Raw genomic sequence first — 24,615 nt, 5'->3', positions numbered from 1 at the left:
TTTTTTAATATTTTAGGAGGTAAAATCTCATGGCAGTAGCATCAGAAAAGGCTCAAAAAGAAATTAGATGGCATGGTAGAGGTGGTCAAGGTACAGTTACAGCAGCGAAGATGTTAGCATCTGCTGCTATTATCCGTGGAAAATACGGTCAGGCTATGCCGGAATTTGGATTGGAAAGGTCAGGAACTCCGGTTAAAGTATCTACAAGAATTTCAGATAAAGAAATACATACAAGGGCTCCGGTAGAACATCCGGAAATAGTAATTATAACAGACCCATCACTTATGTTTACTATAAGGGATATCATAGTAAAAGGAACAGATGAAAATACAATATTTATAGTTAATACAAATTTCCCACCTGAAAAGGTAAGAAAAATACTTGGCATACCCAGTAATGAGCTTTGGATAGTAGATGCTTCTAAAATAGCTATGGAAGAATTTGGAAGAAATATTCCAAATACAGCTGTTCTCGGTGCTGTAGCTAAAGCAACAGGAGTTGTTGATTTAGAAGCCCTTGAACAAGAAATTACGGAAGCTTTCGGAGCAAGCTCTAAATTAAGAGCTGTTTTAGAGCAAAATTTAAAAGCATTAAGAAGAGGATATGAAGAAGTTTATAAAGCTTAATTTAATAGGAGGTAATATATATGTATGAGTTAAAAAAATGGTTTGAGATTCCTATAGGTTCAATAGTGCCGGAAGCCGGTTCCAGTATGATAAATAATACAGGTTCTTGGAGAATGCTTAGACCTGTATTAAATACTGATAAATGTACAAATTGTTTAATCTGCTGGATTTTCTGCCCTGATGATTCTATTCCGGTAAATAGGGAGCAAAGATTTGAAACAGATTTCCATTATTGTAAAGGATGCGGTATCTGTGCCGTAGAATGTCCATACGACGCATTAGAAATGGTTCCTGAAATGGAAATCAAATTAAAAGAGATTGAATAAATTAGGAGGTTTAAAATATGGCCGGTAAAGTTATTGCATTAACAGGTAATCAAGCAGCTGCAGAAGCAATGAGACAGATAAATTTTGATGTTGCAGCTGTATATCCTATATCTCCACAAACAGAATTAATGGGATTTTTTGCAGAATATGTTGCAAATGGTGAAGTTGATACAGATATGGTTTCGGTGGAAGGTGAGCATTCTGCTATGGCGGCATGTATCGGAGCAGCAGCTGCCGGTGCAAGAGTTATTACTGCATCTGCAGGTCCAGGTATAGCATATATGGTAGAAAATTTATATGTTGCTTCCGGTATGAGACTTCCAATCGTTTTATTAGATGTTAATAGAGCATTATCTGCTCCTTTAAATATACATTGTGACCATAGCGATTCTATGCTGACAAGAGATTCTGGCTGGATATCTTTATTTTCAGAAAATGCTCAAGAAGCTTATCATAACATTATCCAAGCAGTAAAGATTTCAGAAAAAGCTCTTATTCCGGTTATGGTAAATTATGATGGATATATTGTTTCCCACTCCATAGAAAATGTTGAGATTTTAGATGACCAAGTTGTTAGAGATTTTGTAGGTCCTTCTGGAATTCATAGAATACCTTATCCATTACTTGATTTCAAAAAACCTGTTACTTACGGTGCTACTGCTCAACCGGATTATTATACAGAATGTAGATATCAACAACATGTTGATATGTTAAAAGCTTATGATATTGTAAGAGAAGTAGCAGAAGAATTTGAAGCTATTTCAGGAAAACTTTATGGATTTATAGAAGAATACAAAACAGATGATGCAGAATATATAGCAATCTCAATGGGTTCATCTTTTGGGACATTGAGAGAAGCAGTTGATATTATGAGAGAACAAGGAAGAAAATTTGGAGCAATAAAAATAAGATTATACAGACCTTTCCCTCTAAAAGAAATAGCTCAGGCATTATCAAAAGCAAAAGGTGTTGTTGTCCTTGATAGAGCTGATTCTTTTGATGGAATCGGTGGTCCATTATTTAAAGATGTTGCAACAGCTTTATTCAATAATCCAAACAGACCATATATTCACAACTTTATCTATGGTCTTGGTGGAAGAGAGATTTTAACAGAAGAATTTGTTAGAGCCTTAGATAGATTAGAAAGATTAGAAAAAGGTATTGAAACAAGAGAAAATTTAGTAGAATACTTACAAGTGAGGTCATAAGCCATGGCAAAAAAAGTAACTATTCAAGTATTAGCAGATTTAGCTCAAGAAAGAGAAGAAAAGTTCCATTCACACAACCCACTTGCTCCAGGACATAGAATGTGTATTGGTTGTGGAATACCACCTATTGTTAATGAAGTATTACTTGCTATAGATAAGCCAACTGTTGTAGCAACTGGTACAGGCTGTCTTGAAGTTACAACCGGTGTTTATCCTTACACTGCTTGGAATACTCCATGGATTCATGTAAATTTCCAATCAACAGGTGCAGTAATAAGTGGAGTAGAAGCTGCTTATAAAGTATTAAAGAAAAAAGGATTATATAATGAAGATGTGGCATTCGTAGCTTTTGCTGGTGATGGTGGTAGTTATGATATTGGACTTCAAGCATTATCAGCAGCAGTAGAAAGAGGACATGATTTCCTTTATGTATGCTATAACAATGAAGGATATCAAAATACAGGTTATCAAAGGTCATCTGCTACTCCACTTGGAGTTTATACTAAAACAACACCGGTAGGCTCTGCCCATATAGGAAAAGAAGAACCAAGAAAAGACTTAACAATGATAATGGCAGCCCATGGAATACCATATGTAGCTCAGGCTTCTCCTCATATATACAGAGATTTAACAAGAAAAGTTAAAAAAGCAATGACCTTTAAAGGACCTAAATTTATAAATGCTCTTCAACCTTGCACTCTTTCTTGGAGATTTGCACCGGAAGATACAATGAGACTTGCTAAACTTGCAGTTGAAACAAGATACTGGCCGGTTTATGAAGTTATAAATGGAAAATATTGGAAAGTTAATGTTAAACCAAAAAGACCAAAACCAATAGAAGAATATATTTCAGCCCAGCCAAGATGGAAACATGTATTAAAATACCCTGAAATTGTTGCAAAAATTCAGAAAGAAGTTGATGACAGATGGAATTATCTCTTAGCTCTTGAAGAAATGTCTAAAAAGTTGGCAGAACAAGAAGGAATAGATTACGAAGCACTCTTTGCACTCCCTAAAGGCGAAGATAAAGAATAAATTCATACAAGAGGTGGCTTAAACCACCTCTCCTTTATTTTCTTAAATCTCAATTTTATTCTCTTTTTTTCTTGTTATAATATTCTCTATGGATAAGAAAGAAAAAGAAAAAATTGTATTGGAAAATTTTCCTTTAATAAAAAAAGTGGCAAGTAAGATTTATTATAAATTGCCAGATAGTTGTGATGTAGAATTTGATGACCTTGTAAATGTTGGAGTTATTGGTCTACTTAAAGCAATAGAAAATTATGATGAAAAAAAAGCAAAATTTTCCACTTATGCATATATAAGGATAAGAGGGGAGATATTAGATTATCTTCGCTCACTTCAAATAGTGCCCAGAACTATGAAAGATTATATAACAGAAGAAGAAAATCAGGAATTAGATATACCAATATCCAACTCAGCTATACTACTAAGTATAGACAGGGCTATTTCTGAGAATGAAGAAGACGGAAGTTTTGCAGATTATCTTATTTCTTATGAAAAAACACCGGAAGAACATTTTTTTATAAAATATCAGAAAGAATATTTAGAAAAGATATTGGATACTTTAAACGAATCCGAAAAAACGATAATACATATGCTATATTTTGAAGAGAAAGAACCAAAGGAGATAGCTGAAAAATTAGGTATTTCCTTAGGAAGAATATCACAAATAAAAGCTAATGCATTAAAAAAATTAAAAGAAATTCTGATTAAAATTGATTTATAATAATTTAAAAATTTCAACAGATTGATGGAGGAAAAAATGGATACAAAAAAATTAATATTCTCTACAATGTTAGCTGTAAATTTTGCTTTTGCTTCAGAAGTAGACCAATATATAAAATCCGGTTTAAGAAATTATCAAATAGGTAATTTAAAACAGGCTGCTTCAGATTTCCAAAAAGTATTAGAAAAAGACCCTAATAATCCTTTGGCTTTATCAAACATAGGATTTATTTATTACAAAATGGGAGAATATGACAAAGCAGAAGAATATTTTGACAAGTTATTAAAAGTAGATGCAGAAGATAAAGATATAAGAGCATTAACTTATTATGCATTAGCATCTATTTCCAAAAAGAAAAAAGATTTTGCAAAATATGAAGATTATCTAAATAAAACCTTAGAAACCGATCCGGAATTTAAAGATGCTTTTGAAGAGTTATTTACATATTACAAAGAAAACAAAAATTATCAGGCAATTGTTAAATTATTAGAAAATAGAAAAAATCTTTCTGAAGATAAACTTTTGGTTTTAGCAGAAAGCTATATCCATTTAGATGAAAAAAATCCAAATGAAAGATATAGACAAAATGCTATAAATCTACTTACAGAATTGAAAAAATCTAAAAACAAACATATAACCAAAGAGGCAGAAAAATTACTTGCATCCTTAGAAAAAAATAAATCTGAAGTTAAGGGAACAAAAGATAATAAAAAAGTTGCTTTAGAAAACCCTGAAAAGAAAATAGCTGCAAAGAAAATATCAAATATTCAAGGAAATGCAGAAAATATAACGTTAGCAACTTCTGAAAATATTGAAGTCTTGGAGAAAAAACAGCCAAAAGATGTGAAAATATATAATGAGCTTGGAATTTTATATCTTAAAGAAGGAAAAATAGATAAAGCAAAAGAAAATCTTTTAAAAGCTATCAAATTAGATCCGGATTATGCAGAAAGCTATAACAATCTTGGTGTGCTCTATTTTAATTTAAAAGATTATGAAAATGCTATAAAATTCTTTAATGAAGCAATAAAAAGAGACCCTGATTTAGAAAAAGCATATTACAATCTTGCTAATACTTATTTTGAACTTGGAAAAATCTACAAAAATAGGGAATATTTTACTAAAGCTATACAAAACTATCAAAAAGCTATAAAACTTAATCCAAATAATAAATATGCTTATTATAACTTAGCAAATAGCTATTTTTATATAGAAGATTATGAAAATGCTATAAATAATTATAAAAAAGCATTACCTGTAGAAGATAAAGATTTAGAAAATAAAATAAAACAAAATATATCGGTTGCATATTATAATCTTGCTGTTATAACCACTGATGATAACCAAGCTATATCTTTCCTAAAAGAAGCATTATCTTATAATCCAAGTTTAAAAGAAGCTAATTTATTACTTGGTAAAAAATTATACGAAGTTGGAAAAATAGATGAAGCAATTACATATTTAGAAAAAGTATTAACTTTTGAACCAAACAATGCAGAAAGCATCTATCTTCTTGGTTTAGCTTATGCATACAAAGGGAATGCAGATAAAGCATTGAGCTATTATAAAACTTTAAAAACTATATCCCCTGAACTTGCAGATAAATTATTTGAATCTATTTATAGATGAAAAAACGGATAATTTTTAAAGAAAAATTTTATGCCGGAAAGATAAAGATAGATGAAGATAGATTATTAGAATATTTAGAAGGAATAGCCTATACAGAACTTGGTGCTAAAAATAAAGATTTTTATTATTGTTATTTTAAGCAAAAAGATACTATTTTTTATTTTATAGTTTTGTCTGATGATTATATAGACGGTTCTTTATTTATTTTCTTTCCGGCTTTATTTTCAGAAGGCAAATATTTTTACAAAAAAGATGATGAGTTTTATATCATAATTAGGGATGCAGAAAATATTTATATAGAAAAATCTCAAAATATAGAGCCGGATTATCAGGATATTCAGCAGATTGCTATAAAACTATCTCAAAACAAATCTTTGCCATCTTCTTTATATCTTAAATGGGCTTTAAAAAAAGATAGAAATTTATTATTAAAAATTTCTTTTATTATCTTTTCTTTCTCTCTTTTAATTTTTACAATAAAAAAAATATTTTTTCCTCAGCAAAAAAATGATACTAAGCTGATTTATATTAAATCCGAAAATAAATTACCAAATTTAGCTATAATTCTAAAAGATGTATCAAAATTAATAAAAGATAAAGGTTTGGTAGAAAAGGTTGAGTTAATAAATGATAAATTACAATTTATTATACAATTTGAAAATAAGAAAGATGCAGAAGAATTTGTAAAAAAATACGGGGGACAGTATGAAAATAATAAGGTTATATATTCTACCAATATTTTTATTGGTAATTAGTTCATTTTTATTAATAAAAAGTTTTGAAACACCCAAAAATAATAAAATAATATGCACATATAAAATAGAGGAAATAGAAAATAATATAAAAGAGATAATAAATTTTTTAAATTTACAAAATGATATTTATATTAACCATAATAAAAACCAAATCTCTATATATTCAAAAGATTACACCGTATTAGCTAAAATAGACAGTATTTATATTCTGCTTGCTACATTATCTTTTTTACATTATAATTTAGAATATAAAGAATTCTATATAGGAAAAAGTTGTAATGGTTTAAGAATTATAGTGGAGGCTAAATAGATGAGATTTTTTGTATTAATATTGCTGATATTATTTTCATTTAGTTTTGCTTCGGATGGTGGTAATCCTTTTCTTAAAATCAATAAACAAACAGAAAAAGTAGAAAAGAAAAATCATAAATCTAAGTATCAAAAGTATGATAGAAAATATAGCAAAAAATTAGATATAAAACAGATTGACTATAATGACAAAAATATGTATCTTATTTATAGAGAATATAAGAAACATAAAAGAAGATATCATAAATCATGGAAATAATTGAAGCAAAAATTCAGCTTCTTAATAAGATAGGTAATTCCAAAAAAAATAAAAATAAATCTTCTGCTTTGTCTATTTTTGATGAAATATTTAAGCAATTTGATTTAAAAGATAAATCTAAAAAAGAGCGAAAAAACTCTAATATTATTTCAGATGCTAACACTATAAATAATTTATTTAATTTACAAAATATGATAGTTTTAGATAATAAACTTCAATTAAATTCAAACATTAAAAAACAAAAATTAGAAAATGTCTCTATATCTTCAGAAAAACCTGAAAAAAAATCAAAATATTTATTAAAGCAAAATACAGAAAACGATAAAATTAATTTTCAAAATACACCCGATATCTTAAAGAAAGATATTAAATTATCAAAAGCTAATTCTAATAATAGTTTAGAGGGAAGTCAAAATCTAAACGTTAAAAATAAGCAAACATTAAAATCTTTACAGGAAAATGAGAGTTTTCATAATATAGATATCAAAAGTTTAAAAGATGTAAAATCAGCTAATAAAACAGATTTATATTTCGTTGAGAAAACGCTACAAAATATAGAAAATCAAAGTCTTGATATTAAAAATGGACAGATATTAAAATCTCTACCGGAAAATGATAAAATTAATTTTCAAAATATACCTGATAGCTTAAAGAAAGATATAAAATTATCAAAAGTTAATGCTAATAATAATTTATCAAGTTTTGTATCAAACTTTAAGGAAGGAAATCTTAATAATTTAGAAAATATAACAGATAATATAGGAAAAATCAAAAATTTAAAACAAAATGAAAATAAAAATATTAACCATATTTTTAATAGTAATCAAAACCAAAAATTAATAACTCATAATATTAATGTTAGTGAAGCATATAAGGAAACAGAAATAAAGCAAAATATAAATGATAAAAATAAAATAATCGAAAATGGTTTAATTTTTAAATCTTATTTTTCTGATAAATTAGAATATAATGATGGGTCAAGAAATTTTATGGCTTTAAATTCAGATAGTTCAAATAATAGTAGTAGTATTGATAATATTGGAACAAACTCTTACCTTTACAATTATCAAAATATTAATAATATTTCTGACAGTAGTTCGTATAATTCAAACAATCAAAATCAGCAAAATCATACTGATTTAGAAAATAATAACAACAATAATTATTTAGTAAAATTTGAAATGGAAAATATAAATATAAATGCTTCATTGAAAAATCAAGTTGTAAATCTTTATATAGGTTTAAATGATATCGCTATTTCTGATGCTTTATCTAACCAAATTAGAAATATTTTAATAGAAAATGGTTTTGATAGGTTCAATATAGTCATAAAAGATAAAGATAAAAAAACAGTAATAAATTCTTATAAACAAAATTTTGTAGAAAAAGATGAGAGAAAAATTAGCATTGCGATATAAAAATCTTTTTGTTTTTATAATATCTTTTTTTTTGCTTTTTTTAACATCTTATGCTGTTAATAAACCGGAAAATGAAGATTTAAAATTATTAAAAGAAGGTATAGAAGATTATAAAAATGGAGATTACTATACAGCTGTAGATGTTTTCTCAAAACTGACTACCAACACAAATTCTCCATATTATAAAGATGCTTTATTTATGCTTTCCAAGACATATTTACAAATAGGGAAGAAAACCGGATTAAAAAAATATTTATGGGCAGCTGTTTATTCAATTAATTATTATGTTGGAGCCGGTGGAAAAAGAGATTGGGATTTTTATTATACTAAAGCTTCTATTTATGAAGCACTTGGATTTTTTGAAAGAGCCCAGCCTTTATATAAAATAGCTTCTTTTGAGGCTAAAAATGAAGAAGAATATAATAAATCATTAATTGGATTGCTAAGAGTTTCAGCTTTAAATGGTAAAATGGATGAAATATCTAAAAATCTTATTTATATTGCTTCTTCAAATCCAGAAATTCGTAAAGAACAGGATATACTTAATGGAATGATTGCTTTTCAAAAGGGAGATTATGAAGAAGCTTTTAAATATTTTTCTGAAAATTACAGAAAATTTGAATCTTATTTTATAGAAAATCCTTATTATTATTATCTTGTAGGAGAAACAGCTTATAGGTTAAAAAATTATGAATTTGCTAAAAATATTTTTAGAAAAATTGTATCTACTGTAAAAGATGATGAGATTATAAGGAAGGCAATACTTAGACTTGCAGATATAGAAGTTATTGAAAAGAATAAAAAATTAGCTTTTGATAATTATTATTATATAATAATAAAATATCCGGATAGCGATGAGGCGACAATAGCAAAGCTTAAAATAATATCTTTATCAAGAGAATATGCAGAAAAAGCCGGCATTGATGACATTATATCCTTTACTGTAAAAACATTGATATCAAACAGGACTAATAATATAGGTAGATATGCCCTTGCTAATTTTGGAGCTTTAATATTTGAAAATCCAACACCATATTTGATAGATAGGTTATCTTGGGAAATATCCTTATTTTCTCCTTCCGGATTTAATTTTGAGCAAAGAGAGTATATAAATAATTTATGGAAACCATATCTTTTAAAAGTAAAGACGGATAATCTTTGTAAATTATATAATGCAAATCCAAATTTTTTTAATGAGCTTTTTGAAAAAGATGTTTTAGAACATATCTTAAATAACTGTAAAGATATAAATATCCAGATAGAGTTAATCAAATATCTTGTCCAAAAATATAATCAAGACCAAGATAAAATTAAATTAGTTAATTTATTAATAAACAAAAAAGATTTCAAAAAAGCAGAAGAGATATTACAAACTATTTCTAATAAAGATTGTGATTATTATCTTTTATTATTCAAAATAAAATTACTTTCTAAGCAGGATTATAAAGGATTATTTCAAAATATCAAAAATTCTTGTAAAGAAAATAAAGATACAGCATCTATCTTGGCTTATGAATATCTAATAAAAAATCAGCCTTTAAAAGCTTATGAAACAATTATTCCATGGATGAGAGATTTGGCTATGGAATATAATGAAAATCCATTCTCCAAGGAAATTTTAAATCAGCTGATTGATAAACTGATGCTTAAAGATGAGTATAATAAAGTGATAAAAATAACTGAGCTGATTATAAAAAATAAAGAAATTGAAGAAAAAGATTACTGTTATATAAATGCAATATCTTTAATAAGTTATGTAAGATTAAATAATCTATCTAATGCAGAAATCAGTTATAATAATATAGTAAAATGTAAAGATGATTTTTCAGAATTTGCAAAAAAAGTATATGAAAATGAAAAGATAATCAAGGAGGTGAAGAAATAATGTTTGAAGATATTAACCTTCTAAATAAGATGGCTTCTTTTTTCTTTCAAAGAACAAAAACTATACAAAGTAATATAGCTAATGCAGATACACCTTTTTACAAACCTATGGATTTAAAATTTGAAAAAGTTTTAAAAGATAAAATTAATATGAAATTAACCGACCCGAAACATATAAATCCAAATCCGGAAGAAGATATAAAAATAGAAAGTTATGAAACAGGATATATAAATGGATATGATTTAAATAAAGTAAATATAGAAGAAGAAATGGCAAAACTTGCAGAAAGTAGTATCATGCATCAGGCAATTGTAGAGATGATGAAAAAAGAGATGGCAAAATTAAAATATGCAATCAGTGGTAAATAAAGGAGGGAAAAGTCATGATTTTTGAAGGATTAGAAATATCAGTTACAGGAATGCAAGCCCAAAGGGTTAGAATGGATTTATCTGCTTCAAATCTTGCAAATATAAATTCAAAAGAAAATGGAGAGCCTTACAGAAGAAAAGTTCCTTTATTTGAAGCTATTTTAAATAATGAAACAAAAACAGCAAAAGTAAAAGTAAAAGATATACTTACAGATAATTCACCTTTTAAAATGAAATATGACCCTACAAATCCGGATGCAGACCAAAATGGTTATGTCAGGATGTCAAATGTTGACCCGATTAGAGAAATGGTAGATATGATGTCTGCAATGAGAACTTACGAAGCCAACCTTACTGCATTTAATACCCATAAAAGCATGATACTAAAAACAATAGAAATGATTAAAGTATAAACAAGGAGGTAACGATGGAAATAAAAAATATATCCGGTATTAATGGATTACCTTTAAAAATAGATAATGAAGAAAGTATAAAAACATCAAAGAAAAATTTTTCCGATATTTTGAAAGAGTTTATAGCAGATGTAAATAATGATTTAATTACTGCAAAAGATGCAGAAAAAGCATTAGCTATGGGTGAAACAAATGATATTCAGCAAGTAATGTATCTGATAGAAAAAGCAGATATATCATTTAGATTAATTACAGAAATAAGAAATAAAGCATTAGAAGCTTACCAAGAAATAATGAGAATGCAAGTTTAAAGGAGATATTTAAGAAGTGAATGGAGAGGAACAGATAGAAAAACAGAATTATATAGAAAAAATAAAAGCTTTTTTTCAAGATAAGCAGAAAGTTAAATATCTTTTAATTGGACTTGGTGGTTTATTTTTGGCAGTTATTTTATTTATAGTTGCATCAAATTTTATAAAAAATAAAGATTATGCCGTATTATATTCCAATTTATCACCGGATGATGCAGGAAATGTTTTAACAGTATTATCGCAAGAAAATATTCCTTACAAATTAGAGGGAAATGGAACAATTATATTAGTCCCAAAAGATAAAGTTTATGACACAAGATTAAAACTTGCAGCAAAAGGATTGCCATCAGGAAAAGTTGTTGGTTTTGAGATATTTGAAGAACCAAAAATGGGAACAACCCAATTTCAGGAAAATGTAAATTATATCAGAGCCATAGAAGGAGAACTTGTTAGAACAATCAAACAAATAGATGCAGTAATGGATGCAAAAGTAAATATAGCAATGCCTAAGGATTCAATCTTTGTAAGAGAAGAAGACCAACCAAAAGCATCTGTGATTATAAAATTATATCCGGATAAAGATTTAACAAAAGAGCAAGTTAAAGCAATAGTTTTTCTCGTATCTCATGCTGTTCCAAAACTCACACCTGAAAATGTAACCGTTGTAGACAATAGAGGAAGAGTTCTTTCTGATTTAATAGATGAAAATAAAGATATAGAATCCGGAAACAGTATAGCAGATATTAAAAGAAAATTAGAAAAACAGATAGAAAAAGATATCCAATCTATGCTTGCAAAAGCAGTAGGACCGGAAAGAGTAGTAGTCAAAGCATCTGTAGAGCTTGAAACCGGAAAAATGGCTCAAAAAGATGAAATATACGATCCGGATAAAGTAGCAGTTGTAAGTGAAAGAAAGATAAAAGAGTCAGAAACAGAAAATCCACAAACTATAAATGCACCACCCGGGACACCTACAAATGTTCCGCCTGTTATGAATGTGCCGGTATTTTCAGGAGGAACAAAACAAAAGGAAAAAAGTGATATAACAACAAATTATGATGTATCAAAATCTGTAATAGAATCAAAAAAGCCTATTTTTAATATAAAGAAAATTAGTGTTGGAGTAATGATAGATGGAAGATATAAAGAAGTAAAAGACCAGAATGGAAATATAACTTTACAATTTGAACCAAGAACTCAGCAAGAATTACAATCTTACGAAAATCTTATAAAAAGTGCAATAGGATTTGACCAAAACAGAGGAGACCAAGTAACAGTAATATCAGTTCCTTTTGAAGCAGAAAAACCTGCCATTGTAAAAGAAGAAACATCAAAAACATTATGGTTTTTATTAGCTGGCGTAGGATTATTATTCTTAGTTTTAATTGGTTTAATTATATTCTTACTTAGAGCTAAAAAGAAAAAAGAACAACCAACAACAATATTAGCACAACAACAACTTTTAGAAGAACAGCTTGAAACTCTAAGAAAAGAAGAAAAAGAAATAGTATCTTTTGAAACAGAGCCTAACTATATTAAATTAATAGAAGTTGCAAAAGAAAATCCACAACTAATAGCAAATTTAATATCTAAATGGCTAAAAGAAGAACCAAAACCGGCAACAGAAAGAGGTAAAAAATAAAATGAAACTTGATATAGAAGATTTTTCATTTCTTTTATACAAAGAAGAAAAAAAAGAAGAAGAAAAAGATAAAGAAAAAGATTTTGAAAATCAAATAAAATCTCTTATCCAAAAATATGAAAATCAGATTAAAGAATTGGTAAATCAATTTAATCAAGAAAAAGAAAATATATATAAAACAGCATTTGAAGAAGGATATAAAAAAGCAGAAAATGAGCTAAAAAAACAATATGAAGAGAAATTAAATCAATTAATATCAGAAGAAAGAGAAAGGGAAAAACAAGAGATTGAACAAATCAATCAATTTGTAAAAAATTTTGAAGAAAAATTAAAAATGGAATACAAGGAAAAGATAGATAAAATCAATCAAACAATAGTGGATAGTATAAATGAGATATTTCAGTTTTTATATCTAAAAGATACAGATATAGAAAAAATCAAGCATGATATACAGGAATATATAAGAAGTTTTGAAAATATAAATTATCAGTTAAAAGTAGGAAAAGGATTAAAAATTTTAGAAAATTATTTTGAAAAAGTTGTAATAGATGAAAATTTACAGGATTTTGATTTTATTATAGATTTTTCTGATTTTAAAATAGAAAGTTTAGCAAAAGATAAATTGGAAGTGATAAAAGATGAGATTGAAAGAGAGATTAAAAAAATTACCGAAGATTAATATTGAAGGAAGAATATTATCTATAAAAGGAAATATAATAGAAGCTGTTTTACCTATAGAAACTGCAATATCTGATATGTTTATAACACCAAATGGTGCTATTGCAGAAGTTATAGGCTTTAAAAATAACAAAGCAATACTTATGAGTTATCAAGATTTATCTGATATAAAAATAGGAAGTTTTTTGAAAAAACTTTATAAATCTGCAACTGTAGGTGTAGGGGAAGAGCTTCTTGGAACAGTATTAGACCCATTTGGAAATCCATTAAATAAAGAAAAAATAGTATATTCTAATTATTACTATCTTAAAAATGATTATATAAACCCATTAAAAAGAGGAAGGATTAAAGATGTATTTGATACAGGCATAAGGGCTATAAATGCTTTATTTACCATAGGAAAAGGACAAAAAATAGGTATATTAGCCGGTGCAGGTGTTGGCAAAAGCACATTGCTTGGTATGATTGCAAGATTTTCTAATGCAGATGTAAATGTAATTGCATTAATAGGTGAAAGGGGAAGAGAAGTTAGGGAGTTTATAGAAGATAATTTGTCAGAAGAAGGGCTGAAAAAATCTGTTGTTATAACTGCAACATCTGATATGCCCGCCCTTACCAAATTAAGAGCTATATATTCTGCTATAGCTATTGCGAAATATTTTTCCAATAGAGGTAAAGATGTTTTATTTTTAGTAGATTCTCTTACCAGGATAGCAATGGCTCAAAGGGAGATAGGATTATCTGCCGGAGAACCCCCAACATCAAAAGGCTATACACCATCTGTTTTTACATTGCTACCTAAGATTACTGAAGCATCAGGAGTTTTTGAAGGTAAAGGAAGCATTACCGGAATATTTACCGTTTTAATAGAAGGAGATGATATATCTTTAGATCCGGTAGCAGATGCAGCAGTATCTTTCTTAGATGGTCATATAGTATTATCAAGAGAGCAAGCTAATAAAAGAATATATCCGGCAATAGATATATTAAAAAGCATAAGCAGATTAATGCCCCAATTACTTTCTCAAGAATATATAGATTATGCATCAAAAATAATATATCTTTATTCAAAATATAAAGAAGCAGAAGATATGATAAATCTCGGATTGTACAAAGAAGGAAACTCAAAAGAGATAGATTTGGCTATTGAACTAGCTCCATATATAGAAGAATTTATAAAACAAGGAATAGATGAAAAAATAGATTTTAAAAAGAGTTTAGAGGATGTAAAAAAACTTGCTTTATTGACGAAAAAGGTTTAAAATTATTTTTGAATTTAAAAATATGAGGGGAAAATCATGATAGATAATAGATATGAGTATGCATCTTCTATATATAATACAACTCCAAAACCTACTGTTGTAGATGCAAATTATGACAACGCTCAAATGAGCAATTCAGATTTTCTGAAAGTCTTACTTGCAGATTTACAATGGCAAAATCCCTTAGATGCAAAAGATATTACAGATACAATTAATAATACTATTAAATTAAGAGAAATAGAATTAATGGATAAATTTTCAAAAGCTCTTGATAGCTTATCTAATGGTGGAAACTCTCTTTTATCAGCAGCAAATCTAATAGGTAAAAAAATTATGTATGAAGGTAATCAAACATATTTTCAAAATGGAAAATCGGATATTCAGATTAATTTAGACTCTCCGGCTTCTTCTATATCTATAAATATTTTAGACCAAAATGGAAATTTGGTAGATAGTAAAGAATTGACAAATATAGGTAATCAGACAAATATAAATTATACTTTACAAAATAGCTCACTTCCTGATGGATATTATACAGTTAAGATAACAGCAAAAGATAGCAATGGAAATAATATAAATGCAAATTTATTATCATCAGCAGTTGTAGAAAAAATTTCAAAACAAAATAATACTATTATGATAGGATTTAATAACAATTTCATATCCTTAGATAAAATAATGGAAATAGGAGGTTAAAAACCATGATTCAGGCGATGTGGACAGGTAATACGGGACTTAATGCAGACCAATATTGGCTATCAGTAATTTCCGATAATATTGCTAATGTAAATACAATTGGTTATAAATATGAAAGGGCTTCTTTTGAAGATATGATAACAAGTAGTTTAACAACATTTAGTAATAATGTTCCTAAGAATATGGAAATAGGCGGTGGTGCAATCGTTGCAAATACACAGAAAATATTCACACAAGGAAATTTTTCACAAACAAATGTGCCAACTGACCTTGCATTAGAAGGACAGGGCTTTTTTATGGTTGCAGATAATAATGGTACAATATATTACACAAGAAATGGACAATTTAGATTAAATGCAGATGGAGATTTAGTTAATACTCTTGGATTAAAATTGCAAGGTTGGACACTTGATGATAATGGTAATATGGTAGGAGCTATAGGAAGTATAAATATTCCATATTCACAACCACCTAAGACAACAACAAAAATATCTGTTGACTCACCATCTAATTTAGACTCAAGGTCAAATATTATAACAGCCACTTTTAACCCTGCAGACTCAACTACATTTAACTATGTCAATACTATGACTGTTTATGATTCTCTTGGAAATCCTCATAAAGCACAGTTTTATTTCGTCCGTACAGGTGGAAATCAATGGAGAGTTTTCGGACTCTTAGATGATGAACCAATTCAATTTACAGTTCCAGGTGATACTAACACTTATGACGCTTTGTTATTAGAATTTAATGGAACTGGGCAAATAAGTTCTATAAAGGGATATGGTAAGGATATGAACTGTTTAGATAATTGTCATGGAACAACTTTAAATGAGGATAGTGGGGATGCTGGAGAGTATCAACTTCCCTATTATCCAGTAATTCCAGGTTCTGTATTAATTTCAAATTATAATGGTACAACTGTAAATTGGATTGATGATGGAAATGGTAATATAATTGATTTAATTACTAACAATTCAATTGGAACTATTGATTATAATACTGGGAAAATAACTATAAATCAATCTGCAGGAACTTCAAGTTCTGAAAATATACAAGTTGCTTATAGAACAAAAGTTTACGAAAGTGGAGATACCGGAGAGTATACACTTGTTAATACACCAATACTTCCTGGTTCTGTATCAATTTCACAATATAATGGTACAACTGTAAATTGGATAGATGACGGAGCCGGTAATATAATTGATTTAAAAAATAACAATCAAATAGTAGGAAGTATTAATTATACTACTGGAAAAATAACTATAAATCAGTCTGCAGGGACTTCAAGTTCTGAAAATATACAAGTTGCTTATAAAATATACTTTACTACTATATCTACAAATACTATCCAACCGGATCAAATTTCCATTTTGCCAATCTCTGCAAATAACCCTAACTCAGTCGGATTAAATACAGGTGCTAATCCAATTCAATTTAGTTTAAATTTACAAAATCTCAGACAATTAGCATCAGATTTCTTATTTACTGGCAATCAAGACGGATATTCAAAAGGTGATTTATTATCTGTATTTATCTCAGAAGACGGAGTTATAAAAGGATCTTATTCTAATGGAACTACAAAAAATATAGCAAGACTTGCTACAGCAGTATTTAAAGATACAGAAATGCTTGTTAGAAAAGGGACATTCCTCTATTTACCTAATCAACAAACACCTACACCTATAGTGGCTCCGGGAGGAGTTTTAAACAAAATAAGAAGTGGAATGCTTGAGATGTCTAATGTAGATATAAGTAGAGAATTTATAAATCTTATAGTAGCCCAAAGGGCATATCAAGCAAATGCAAGAGTTATAACAACATCTGACCAAGTACTTCAAGAAGCTATGAATATTAAAAGATAATAAAAAATAAGGAGAAGGTAGTGGCTGAAGAAAAAGAGATACAGGAAGGTCAGGAAGAGAAAAAAGGTAGTAAATTAAAATTACTTTTGATTATAGTTATTGCTTTACTTATAGCAGCTATAGTTGGATTTTTTGTATATACAAAATTTTTCCATAAAGAAGAGGAAAAATCTCCATCAGAAAAAATTACAAAAGAGATAAAATCAGTAGAAGAAAAAGGTGTAGAAGTAGAAGCAGGCACTTATATTGTAAATTTAGCAGACAAAGATGCAGATAGATATATTAAAGTTACTATAGTTCTTGAAGTTCAGGATGATAAAGTAAAAGAAGAAGCTACACAAAGAATGCCACAAATAAAAGATACAATAAATACTTTACTTTTTACCAAAACATCTACAGAACTTAAATCTCCTGAGGGTGTAGAAAAGTTAAAAGAAGATATAATAAGAAGAGTAAATGCCATATTACCAATTGGTGGTGTGAAAAATGTTTATTTCACAGAGTTTGTAATACAAACATCTTAGAAGAGCATGTTAAAAGGTAAGGTTATTATGACAGATAATGAAAATTTTGATATAGATTTAAGATTTTTAGCAGATGTAAATCTTAATATTACAGTAGAAATTGGAAAAATAACTAAATTGTTTAAATATATTTATAATTTAAAAGAAGGAGATATAATTGATTTAAAAAAACCAACAGAAAGTTTAGTAGATATTTATCTAAATAAAGAACCTTTTGCACAAGGTGAAATTGTAGTAATAAATGAAAAATATGGAGTAAGGATTATATCTTTGGCAGGATGATAGATTTTTTTTATATTATAAAGCTTTTAATCTCTCTTGGAATAGTTGTAGCATTAATATATGGTTTATATTTTTTCTTAAATAGATATGGTAGAAATTTTTTGCAACAAAGTTCTGATAATATCAAAATAGAAGAAATAAAATTTATAACAAAAAATAAAGGCTTTATTTTGGTAAAATTTGAAAAATCAAAATTTTTTATTGCTTTTGATGAATCCGGATTTAAAATATTAAAAGAGATTAACGAAAATGAAGATTAAGATAATTTTTATCTTATTATTTTTACCATTTTTTGCTTATGCTGATGCTCTTTCAGATACTTTATCGGCTTTTAATAGATTAGATACAGCTTTAAAAATATTGCTCCTTATAACAGTTTTAAGCATTGCTCCTTCTATATTGCTAACTTTAACATCTTTTACAAGAATAGTAATTGTCTTATCTTTGCTCAGACAGGCTATAGGAACACCTACAGCACCACCAAATCAGGTCATTATAGCCCTTTCTTTGTTTTTAACATTCTTTATAATGAAACCGGTTTTTGAAAAAATAAATGATACAAGTATTCAACCTTATCTGAGAAAAGAGATAACAGATGTTCAGGCAATAGAAAGAGCAAAAGAGCCGATAAAAGAATTTATGATTAGAAATACCAGAAAAGAAGATTTAAAATTATTTTTAGATATAGCAAAAGAAAAACCTGTTTCTGTAAATGATATATCAATGACAACTTTAATACCGGCATTTATGATAAGTGAAATAAAAACTGCATTTGAGATAGTATTTATCATCTATCTACCTTTTTTAGTAATAGATTTTATAATTGCAAGTATATTAATGTCTATGGGTATGATGATGATACCACCTATGATAATCTCTTTACCTTTCAAATTGATACTTTTTATATTAGCTGACGGATGGGAACTTCTTGCTAAAGCATTGATAGAAAGCTATAAATATCAATAAGAGGTAAAAATCAAATGAATATAGATACGGCTATTAATCTGATGAGCCAGATGTTTATGACAACTTTATTTGTAGGTGGGCCGGTAATATTGATAACATTCATAGTAGGGTTAATTATAAGTATTTTTCAAGCAGCTACCCAGATAAATGAGATGACACTTACATTTATTCCTAAGATTGTAGCTACCGTTATAGGATTGATTATTCTTGGTTCATGGATGTTTACAAAACTTGTTGATTATACCAAAGAAACTCTCACCATAATTCTTAGCTTAATTCAATGAAAAAAGAATATAAAATTTTTATTTTTGGTTTATTTTTGCTTTTTATACAATCTTCTTTTATTTTGAGAGATATAACCTTTATAATACCGGATTTTATAACTGTATATATTATTGCTTTATTTTTCTGGATTTACCAACAAGATTTGAAAAAAGCATTAATATTTTCATTTATTTTTTCCATTCTCCAAGATATGATGCTTCCGAACATAAATTTTTTTAACTTTTTCTCAAAAACTCTTATAATATTATTCATTCTTTCTATAAAGAATAAATTTTTGTTTAAGAATATATATTTAAAATCCTTAGTTGCTTTGGTTTGCTTTATTATAGAAATTGTAGCAAAGGATATATTTATATTTTTTAGAACATCACTATTTGAGTTTCCATTTACAGAGCATATTTTATATATTCTGCTTAATTTATTGGTTTTTTATGCTTTTTATATTTTTAACAAAGGTTTAGGAGAAATTGGAAAGGGTTAGATTAGTTATTGTTTTAGCATTTTTTATAATATTTAGTATTGTAATTATTGGCAGGCTTGCATATTTACAGATTTATAAAGGTGAGTATTTTAAAGAGTTGTCAGATAGAAATTATATAAAGATATTTGTAATAAACCCACCAAGAGGGAGAATTTTTGATAGAAATGGAGTTCTCCTTGCTTATGATGTACCTACATTTAATTTAGTTGCTTTTCCATATATTGTAAAACAAAATGAGGATATTAACCGGCTTAGTATAAGATTAAAAGAAATTTTAGGTATTGATTTAGATGAAAAAACAAAAGAGATTATAGAAAAAAATATTTATCAAAAAGTGGTTATAAAAAAGATGCTTACAGAAGAACAGATTCAAAAATTTTATAACTACTCTTATTTATTTAAAGGATTCTATATAGATGTAGTTCCAAGAAGAAAATATACAGAGTATGCAAATTATTTATCTCATATTATAGGTTATGTTGGTTATCCTACTAAAAAAGATTTAGAAGAGGATAAAAGATTATCACCGGATATGCTTGTAGGAAAAACCGGTGTTGAAAAGATATATGATAAATATCTTCGTGGTAAAGCCGGAATAAAAGCTGTTTTGGTTGATGCATTTGGAAGACAAAAAGAAGTGCTATGGGAAATAGAGCCGGAAAAAGGTAATGATATTTACCTAACGGTAGATATAAGAATGCAAAAAATAGCTTATGATGTTATTAAGATGCACAATAAAGAGTCGGCAGCAGTAGTAATATTAAATCCATCTAATTTTGATATATTAACAATTTTAAGTTATCCTACTTATGATTTACAAAAATTTAATGATGGATATACACAGGAAGAATGGAAAGCTTTACATGAAGATAAATATAAGCCTCTTTTTAATAAAGCTTTGAATGGACTTTATCCTCCCGGTTCTATTTTTAAGCCTTTGGTAGGTATAGCAGCGATAAATGAAAATGTTATAACCTCTGACACGAGAATATCAAGTGGTGCAGAGTTTTCTATAGGCAGTTATACATACAGGAACTGGGATCCAAGGGGTTGTGGATATATTAATTTGGCTCAGGCTCTTGAAATGTCTTGTGATACATTTTTTTATCAAGTTGGTTTAAAACTCGGTGTTGATAATATATATAAATATGCTAAATTATTCGGATTGGGTGAAAAATTAAATCCGGATATAGAACAAAAAGTTTCGGTTATACCAAATAGAGAATGGAAAAGAAAACGATTAAAACAAGGATGGTATCATGGAGATACTGTAAACCTAAGTATAGGACAGGGTTTTTTAAATATGACTCCATTTGATGCAGTAAAGATACCGGCAGTAATAGCAAATGGTGGATATGTTTATAAACCAAATCTTTTAAAAGGATATTTTGATACAAAACAACAAAAAATAATACATATACAGCCAGAGCTTATAAGAAAGATTAAAATTAAAAAAGATGCATTAGATGCTGTTAGATATGGAATGTATCTTGTTGTTTATGGTGGATATGGAACTGCCCAAGTTTGTAGAGAGGCAGGTGTAGTTAATGCCGGAAAAACCGGAACAGCACAGGTTTATAGATATCTTGAAAGACATAAAAAACATGCAAAATGGGAACTTAGAGACCATGCATGGTTTATAGATTTTGCTCCGTATGATAATCCTAAAATTGCTATGGTTGTATTTATAGAGCATGGAGAAAGTGGTGGTAAAGTAGCTGCACCGGTAGCAAAAGATATTTTAAAATTAATGAAAATACAAGGAATGTTTGAAGAATGATAGATATAAAAAGTAGTTTGAAAAATATTGATTATATAATACTTGGATTAGTTTTGATTTTAATGTTTTGGGGAGTTTTAAATATATATAGTGCATCTTTTCATGAATATAAAAATCTTTATTTAAAACAGCTTTTTTATGTCTTTCTTTCTATCTTTATTATGTTATCTATCTCATTTTTAGATTATAGAAAATTTATCCATTTCTCAATTGTTTTTTATGTTATTGGTTTGCTATTACTTATCGCAGTTAAATTATTTGGTGTTACTATACTTGGTGCTAAAAGATGGATTAATATTGGATTTATGGTTTTGCAACCTTCCGAATTTTTTAAATTTATAATGATTGCTCTTGTGTCGGAATACTTAGGAAATAAAGAATTACCCATAAAATTGAAAGATATATTTATAATATTGATACTTTTAGCCATACCTTTTATTTTAATAAAATCTCAACCGGATTTGGGAACTGCTTTATCTGTTGCTTTTCCAGTTTTGTTTATTTTATTTTTAGCCGGAATAAATAGATGGATTATTATCGTTGGAATATTATCTATTATCATTCTTTCACCATTTGTCTGGTTTCATCTTGCCGATTATCAAAAAGATAGAATTAAAGCTTTCTTAAATCCTGAAAGTGACCCACTTGGCAGTGCTTATCATATTATCCAATCCAAAATAGCTGTTGGCTCAGGACAATTATTCGGTAAAGGATTTTTAGAAGGAACCCAATCAAAATATTATTTTTTACCGGAGCAACATACAGATTTTATATTTGCAACCATAGGTGAAGAATGGGGATTTGTTATTTCTTCTATTTTAGTTTTAATTTATCTTATCCTTGGGCTTAGAATTTTTTATTTTGGATATTTGGTTAAAGATAAAACTGCTAAATTTTTCTGTTATGGAACGGCTTCTCTTATATTAATGCAAAGTTTTATAAATATAGCTATGAATACCGGATTAGCTCCGGTTGTTGGAATACCTCTTCCTTTTGTAAGCTATGGTGGTAGCTCACTTTTAACTTTTTCAATTTTAATAGGAACGGTTTTAAGTATAATCAGGATTTATAAAAAGGAAAAACTACATTTTTAATTATCTATCAGATGTGGTGCCATCACTATTAAAATTAATTTGTCTATCGCCATCATCATCAGTGCATACAGCCCATGAAAAATCTACATATCCAATTTGGTTTTGACAGCTTCTATTATTTGATGAATAGAAATATACAGTTTGACCTGAAGAAATATTTACTGATCTATTATTATTTACTCTATTACAATTACCATTACCTATTTTATAATCTATTCTTGCACCCGTATTGTTGAAAATTCGATATTGATTATATTTTATTACACAAATTTTTATATTACAGGTTCCACTTCCTACAGCATTAGTTACTGTCAAGTTTAGATTAGTATTAGAAGTTAGATTAGCTGTATTACAGTTCCAAGAATTGGATACATTGTTAAACGATGTGCATGTACCTGTCTGTGGATTAAAACTCCCATTTGCAGGTCCATTTGATATATTGGCAGTAATATTAGCAAAATTACCACTATTTATAATATTTTGTGAAGCAGTTAGACTACAACTTGGTGGATTTAGATTGCCACCACCTCCACCACTACCGCCTCCACTACCTCCACCGCCTCCGGCAACCGATTCTGAAATTACTACTGAATAATTAGCATTTATTGTATAGCTACTACATGTGTCATCTATAAATGTTACACCAAAATCACATGTACCTGCTACATTAGGTGTACCACTTATTGTTATAATATCATTATTTGCCAAGCAGGATAATCCATTGCAAGAATTAGGATTACATGATGAGGTAAAGCTATTACTTAAACCGGAAGCTTTCACTTGAATATTTGCATTAAAATTTTGACCTTTTACAGCAGTCCATGTATATCCATTCATCGGTGATAATGTATAATTAGGATAAATTGTTAATGCAAAATTTTTTGAAACAGATGTATTTTTAGAATCAGTAACTGAAACTGCTACATTATAATTTCCCGGACAAGAAGGAGTTCCTGAAATTGTTAAATAATCACTTTGGTTGCCATTTGTAGGATTAGGAGATAAACCTGTTGCTAATCCGCTACTAATCCATTTATATTTTCCACCGGAATTAAATGGCTCTCCACCATCTGCAGTGATTATTGCATTATAGCTTTCTCCCTGCTTTCCGGTAGGAATATAATCCGTGATTATTCTAAGAGGTCCCTTCCCGCTTTCCCTTTGATAAACACAGCCTATTTTTACCTTTAGCTCATTTAAAGTTACCCAACTTGCTATATCATCATAATCTTCTAGTCTGTTTATATCTGTTGGATAATCATCTATATTCGGCGTTCCGGGAACATATATCTTTACTACACCACTATTATCTTTATTTGTTTGAATATTATGATTTTCTCCGCCGGATACAATAACAAAAGCAATATTTTGTATATCATCGTAGTTGTTGCAATTTATATCATTACATTTTCTAACTGTTAAATTGGTTATATTTTGGTCACATATTTTATTTTGTGTTAAATCAGGATTATCAGGATTAGATGGAACAATATAAAGAAAATCCTTACCGTAAGCATCTTTAATGTTTACTACTTTTTGAAAACAATCGCTACTTGTAGGACAGCTGGAATCTGTTTGAGAAAGTGGAAGTTTTTCCTTGTATGCTGTATATCCGATGATGGTTTCTACCGCAGATTTTATATTATCTTTAGTTTCTTCATTTTTAGCCCTTTTTGTTAACACACCAAAAAGAGAAATACCCATTACCAAAAGCATCCCTATAATAACAAGAACAATAGCCATCTCTATAAGGGTAAATGCTTTTGAAAATGGATATTCCCGTTTCATCGTTTTTCCTTTAAA

General features: G+C 28.2%; 27 protein-coding genes. 26 read left to right on the top strand and 1 reads right to left on the bottom strand.

Annotation, left to right across the window (positions count from 1 at the left end; translation table 11 throughout):
• Positions 1 to 29 precede the first annotated feature (29 nt).
• The 26 genes from QOR43_RS00785 (at position 30) to rodA (ending at position 22,812) form a co-directional block, all read left to right on the top strand.
• A complete protein-coding gene (locus QOR43_RS00785; RefSeq protein WP_265133612.1) occupies positions 30 to 626 on the top strand; it encodes a 2-oxoacid:acceptor oxidoreductase family protein in 597 nt (198 codons plus the stop codon).
• 20 nt (positions 627 to 646) lie between these two features.
• Positions 647 to 952, top strand: coding sequence for a 4Fe-4S binding protein (locus tag QOR43_RS00780; protein ID WP_265133611.1), 306 nt, complete (start codon positions 647 to 649; stop codon positions 950 to 952).
• 17 nt (positions 953 to 969) lie between these two features.
• The gene (locus QOR43_RS00775) at positions 970 to 2,160 is read left to right on the top strand and encodes a thiamine pyrophosphate-binding protein (protein WP_265133610.1); all 1,191 of its coding nucleotides are present in this window, start codon (positions 970 to 972) and stop codon (positions 2,158 to 2,160) included.
• Positions 2,161 to 2,163: 3 nt separating this feature from the next.
• Positions 2,164 to 3,195, top strand: coding sequence for a thiamine pyrophosphate-dependent enzyme (locus QOR43_RS00770; protein WP_265133609.1), 1,032 nt, complete (start codon positions 2,164 to 2,166; stop codon positions 3,193 to 3,195).
• An 88-nt stretch (positions 3,196 to 3,283) separates the two neighbouring features.
• Positions 3,284 to 3,910, top strand: a complete 627-nt coding sequence (locus tag QOR43_RS00765; RefSeq protein ID WP_265133608.1) for a sigma-70 family RNA polymerase sigma factor — start codon at positions 3,284 to 3,286, stop codon at positions 3,908 to 3,910.
• 36 nt (positions 3,911 to 3,946) lie between these two features.
• On the top strand, positions 3,947 to 5,539 hold the full coding sequence (locus QOR43_RS00760; protein WP_265133607.1) for a tetratricopeptide repeat protein: 1,593 nt from the start codon (positions 3,947 to 3,949) through the stop codon (positions 5,537 to 5,539).
• Positions 5,536 to 6,294, top strand: coding sequence for a hypothetical protein (locus tag QOR43_RS00755; RefSeq protein ID WP_265133606.1), 759 nt, complete (start codon positions 5,536 to 5,538; stop codon positions 6,292 to 6,294). The genes QOR43_RS00760 and QOR43_RS00755 overlap by 4 nt, the downstream gene beginning before the upstream one ends.
• Positions 6,245 to 6,604, top strand: coding sequence for a hypothetical protein (locus QOR43_RS00750; RefSeq protein ID WP_265133605.1), 360 nt, complete (start codon positions 6,245 to 6,247; stop codon positions 6,602 to 6,604). The genes QOR43_RS00755 and QOR43_RS00750 overlap by 50 nt, the downstream gene beginning before the upstream one ends.
• Entirely contained in the window at positions 6,605 to 6,862 is a 258-nt protein-coding gene (locus tag QOR43_RS00745) for a hypothetical protein (RefSeq protein WP_265133604.1), read from the top strand.
• Positions 6,853 to 8,280: a hypothetical protein gene (locus QOR43_RS00740; RefSeq protein WP_265133603.1), complete on the top strand. Its 1,428-nt coding sequence runs from the start codon at positions 6,853 to 6,855 to the stop codon at positions 8,278 to 8,280. The genes QOR43_RS00745 and QOR43_RS00740 overlap by 10 nt, the downstream gene beginning before the upstream one ends.
• Positions 8,281 to 8,311: 31 nt before the next feature.
• Positions 8,312 to 10,165, top strand: coding sequence for a tetratricopeptide repeat protein (locus tag QOR43_RS00735; protein ID WP_283571397.1), 1,854 nt, complete (start codon positions 8,312 to 8,314; stop codon positions 10,163 to 10,165).
• Positions 10,165 to 10,533, top strand: coding sequence for a flagellar basal body rod protein FlgB (flgB, locus tag QOR43_RS00730; RefSeq protein WP_265133600.1), 369 nt, complete (start codon positions 10,165 to 10,167; stop codon positions 10,531 to 10,533). Before QOR43_RS00735 ends, flgB begins: the two co-directional genes overlap by 1 nt.
• Before the next feature lie 14 nt (positions 10,534 to 10,547).
• Complete coding sequence (gene flgC / locus QOR43_RS00725; protein WP_265133598.1) at positions 10,548 to 10,946, top strand: flagellar basal body rod protein FlgC; 399 nt, start codon at positions 10,548 to 10,550, stop codon at positions 10,944 to 10,946.
• Positions 10,947 to 10,960: 14 nt separating this feature from the next.
• Positions 10,961 to 11,257 carry a flagellar hook-basal body complex protein FliE gene (gene fliE, locus QOR43_RS00720; protein ID WP_265133597.1) on the top strand — a complete coding sequence of 99 codons (297 nt, stop codon included), beginning with the start codon at positions 10,961 to 10,963 and terminating at the stop codon, positions 11,255 to 11,257.
• Positions 11,258 to 11,273: 16 nt separating this feature from the next.
• Positions 11,274 to 12,899 (top strand): flagellar basal-body MS-ring/collar protein FliF, encoded by a 1,626-nt coding sequence (gene fliF, locus QOR43_RS00715; RefSeq protein ID WP_265133596.1) that lies wholly within the window; start codon positions 11,274 to 11,276, stop codon positions 12,897 to 12,899.
• Between the two features lies 1 nt (position 12,900).
• On the top strand, positions 12,901 to 13,578 hold the full coding sequence (locus QOR43_RS00710; RefSeq protein WP_265133595.1) for a V-type ATP synthase subunit I domain-containing protein: 678 nt from the start codon (positions 12,901 to 12,903) through the stop codon (positions 13,576 to 13,578).
• Positions 13,538 to 14,839, top strand: a complete 1,302-nt coding sequence (locus QOR43_RS00705) for a FliI/YscN family ATPase (protein ID WP_265133594.1) — start codon at positions 13,538 to 13,540, stop codon at positions 14,837 to 14,839. Before QOR43_RS00710 ends, QOR43_RS00705 begins: the two co-directional genes overlap by 41 nt.
• Positions 14,840 to 14,875: 36 nt before the next feature.
• Complete coding sequence (locus QOR43_RS00700; protein WP_265133593.1) at positions 14,876 to 15,535, top strand: flagellar hook assembly protein FlgD; 660 nt, start codon at positions 14,876 to 14,878, stop codon at positions 15,533 to 15,535.
• 5 nt (positions 15,536 to 15,540) lie between these two features.
• Positions 15,541 to 17,400 carry a flagellar hook protein FlgE gene (locus tag QOR43_RS00695; protein WP_265133592.1) on the top strand — a complete coding sequence of 620 codons (1,860 nt, stop codon included), beginning with the start codon at positions 15,541 to 15,543 and terminating at the stop codon, positions 17,398 to 17,400.
• A 20-nt stretch (positions 17,401 to 17,420) separates the two neighbouring features.
• Positions 17,421 to 17,924 (top strand): flagellar basal body-associated FliL family protein, encoded by a 504-nt coding sequence (locus QOR43_RS00690; protein WP_265133591.1) that lies wholly within the window; start codon positions 17,421 to 17,423, stop codon positions 17,922 to 17,924.
• A 6-nt stretch (positions 17,925 to 17,930) separates the two neighbouring features.
• The gene (locus QOR43_RS00685) at positions 17,931 to 18,206 is read left to right on the top strand and encodes a FliM/FliN family flagellar motor switch protein (RefSeq protein WP_283571396.1); all 276 of its coding nucleotides are present in this window, start codon (positions 17,931 to 17,933) and stop codon (positions 18,204 to 18,206) included.
• Positions 18,203 to 18,466 carry a hypothetical protein gene (locus tag QOR43_RS00680; RefSeq protein WP_265133589.1) on the top strand — a complete coding sequence of 88 codons (264 nt, stop codon included), beginning with the start codon at positions 18,203 to 18,205 and terminating at the stop codon, positions 18,464 to 18,466. The genes QOR43_RS00685 and QOR43_RS00680 overlap by 4 nt, the downstream gene beginning before the upstream one ends.
• Complete coding sequence (fliP, locus tag QOR43_RS00675) at positions 18,456 to 19,172, top strand: flagellar type III secretion system pore protein FliP (RefSeq protein WP_265133588.1); 717 nt, start codon at positions 18,456 to 18,458, stop codon at positions 19,170 to 19,172. The genes QOR43_RS00680 and fliP overlap by 11 nt, the downstream gene beginning before the upstream one ends.
• 14 nt (positions 19,173 to 19,186) lie before the next feature.
• A complete protein-coding gene (gene fliQ, locus QOR43_RS00670) occupies positions 19,187 to 19,456 on the top strand; it encodes a flagellar biosynthesis protein FliQ (RefSeq protein ID WP_265133587.1) in 270 nt (89 codons plus the stop codon).
• A gap of 468 nt (positions 19,457 to 19,924) precedes the next feature.
• On the top strand, positions 19,925 to 21,718 hold the full coding sequence (mrdA, locus tag QOR43_RS00665; RefSeq protein ID WP_265133585.1) for a penicillin-binding protein 2: 1,794 nt from the start codon (positions 19,925 to 19,927) through the stop codon (positions 21,716 to 21,718).
• Positions 21,715 to 22,812 (top strand): rod shape-determining protein RodA, encoded by a 1,098-nt coding sequence (rodA, locus tag QOR43_RS00660; protein WP_265133584.1) that lies wholly within the window; start codon positions 21,715 to 21,717, stop codon positions 22,810 to 22,812. Before mrdA ends, rodA begins: the two co-directional genes overlap by 4 nt.
• Here the strand turns inward: rodA and QOR43_RS00655 are convergent, their stop codons facing one another.
• Positions 22,813 to 24,600, bottom strand: coding sequence for a putative Ig domain-containing protein (locus QOR43_RS00655; RefSeq protein ID WP_265133583.1), 1,788 nt, complete (start codon positions 24,598 to 24,600; stop codon positions 22,813 to 22,815). It lies immediately after the preceding gene.
• Positions 24,601 to 24,615: the final 15 nt, after the last annotated feature.

This window comes from Venenivibrio stagnispumantis (assembly GCF_900182795.1).
Lineage (GTDB): Bacteria > Aquificota > Aquificia > Aquificales > Hydrogenothermaceae > Venenivibrio > Venenivibrio stagnispumantis.
Note: the sequence above shows the minus strand (reverse complement) of the source record. Positions and strands in the feature narration are given on the sequence as shown.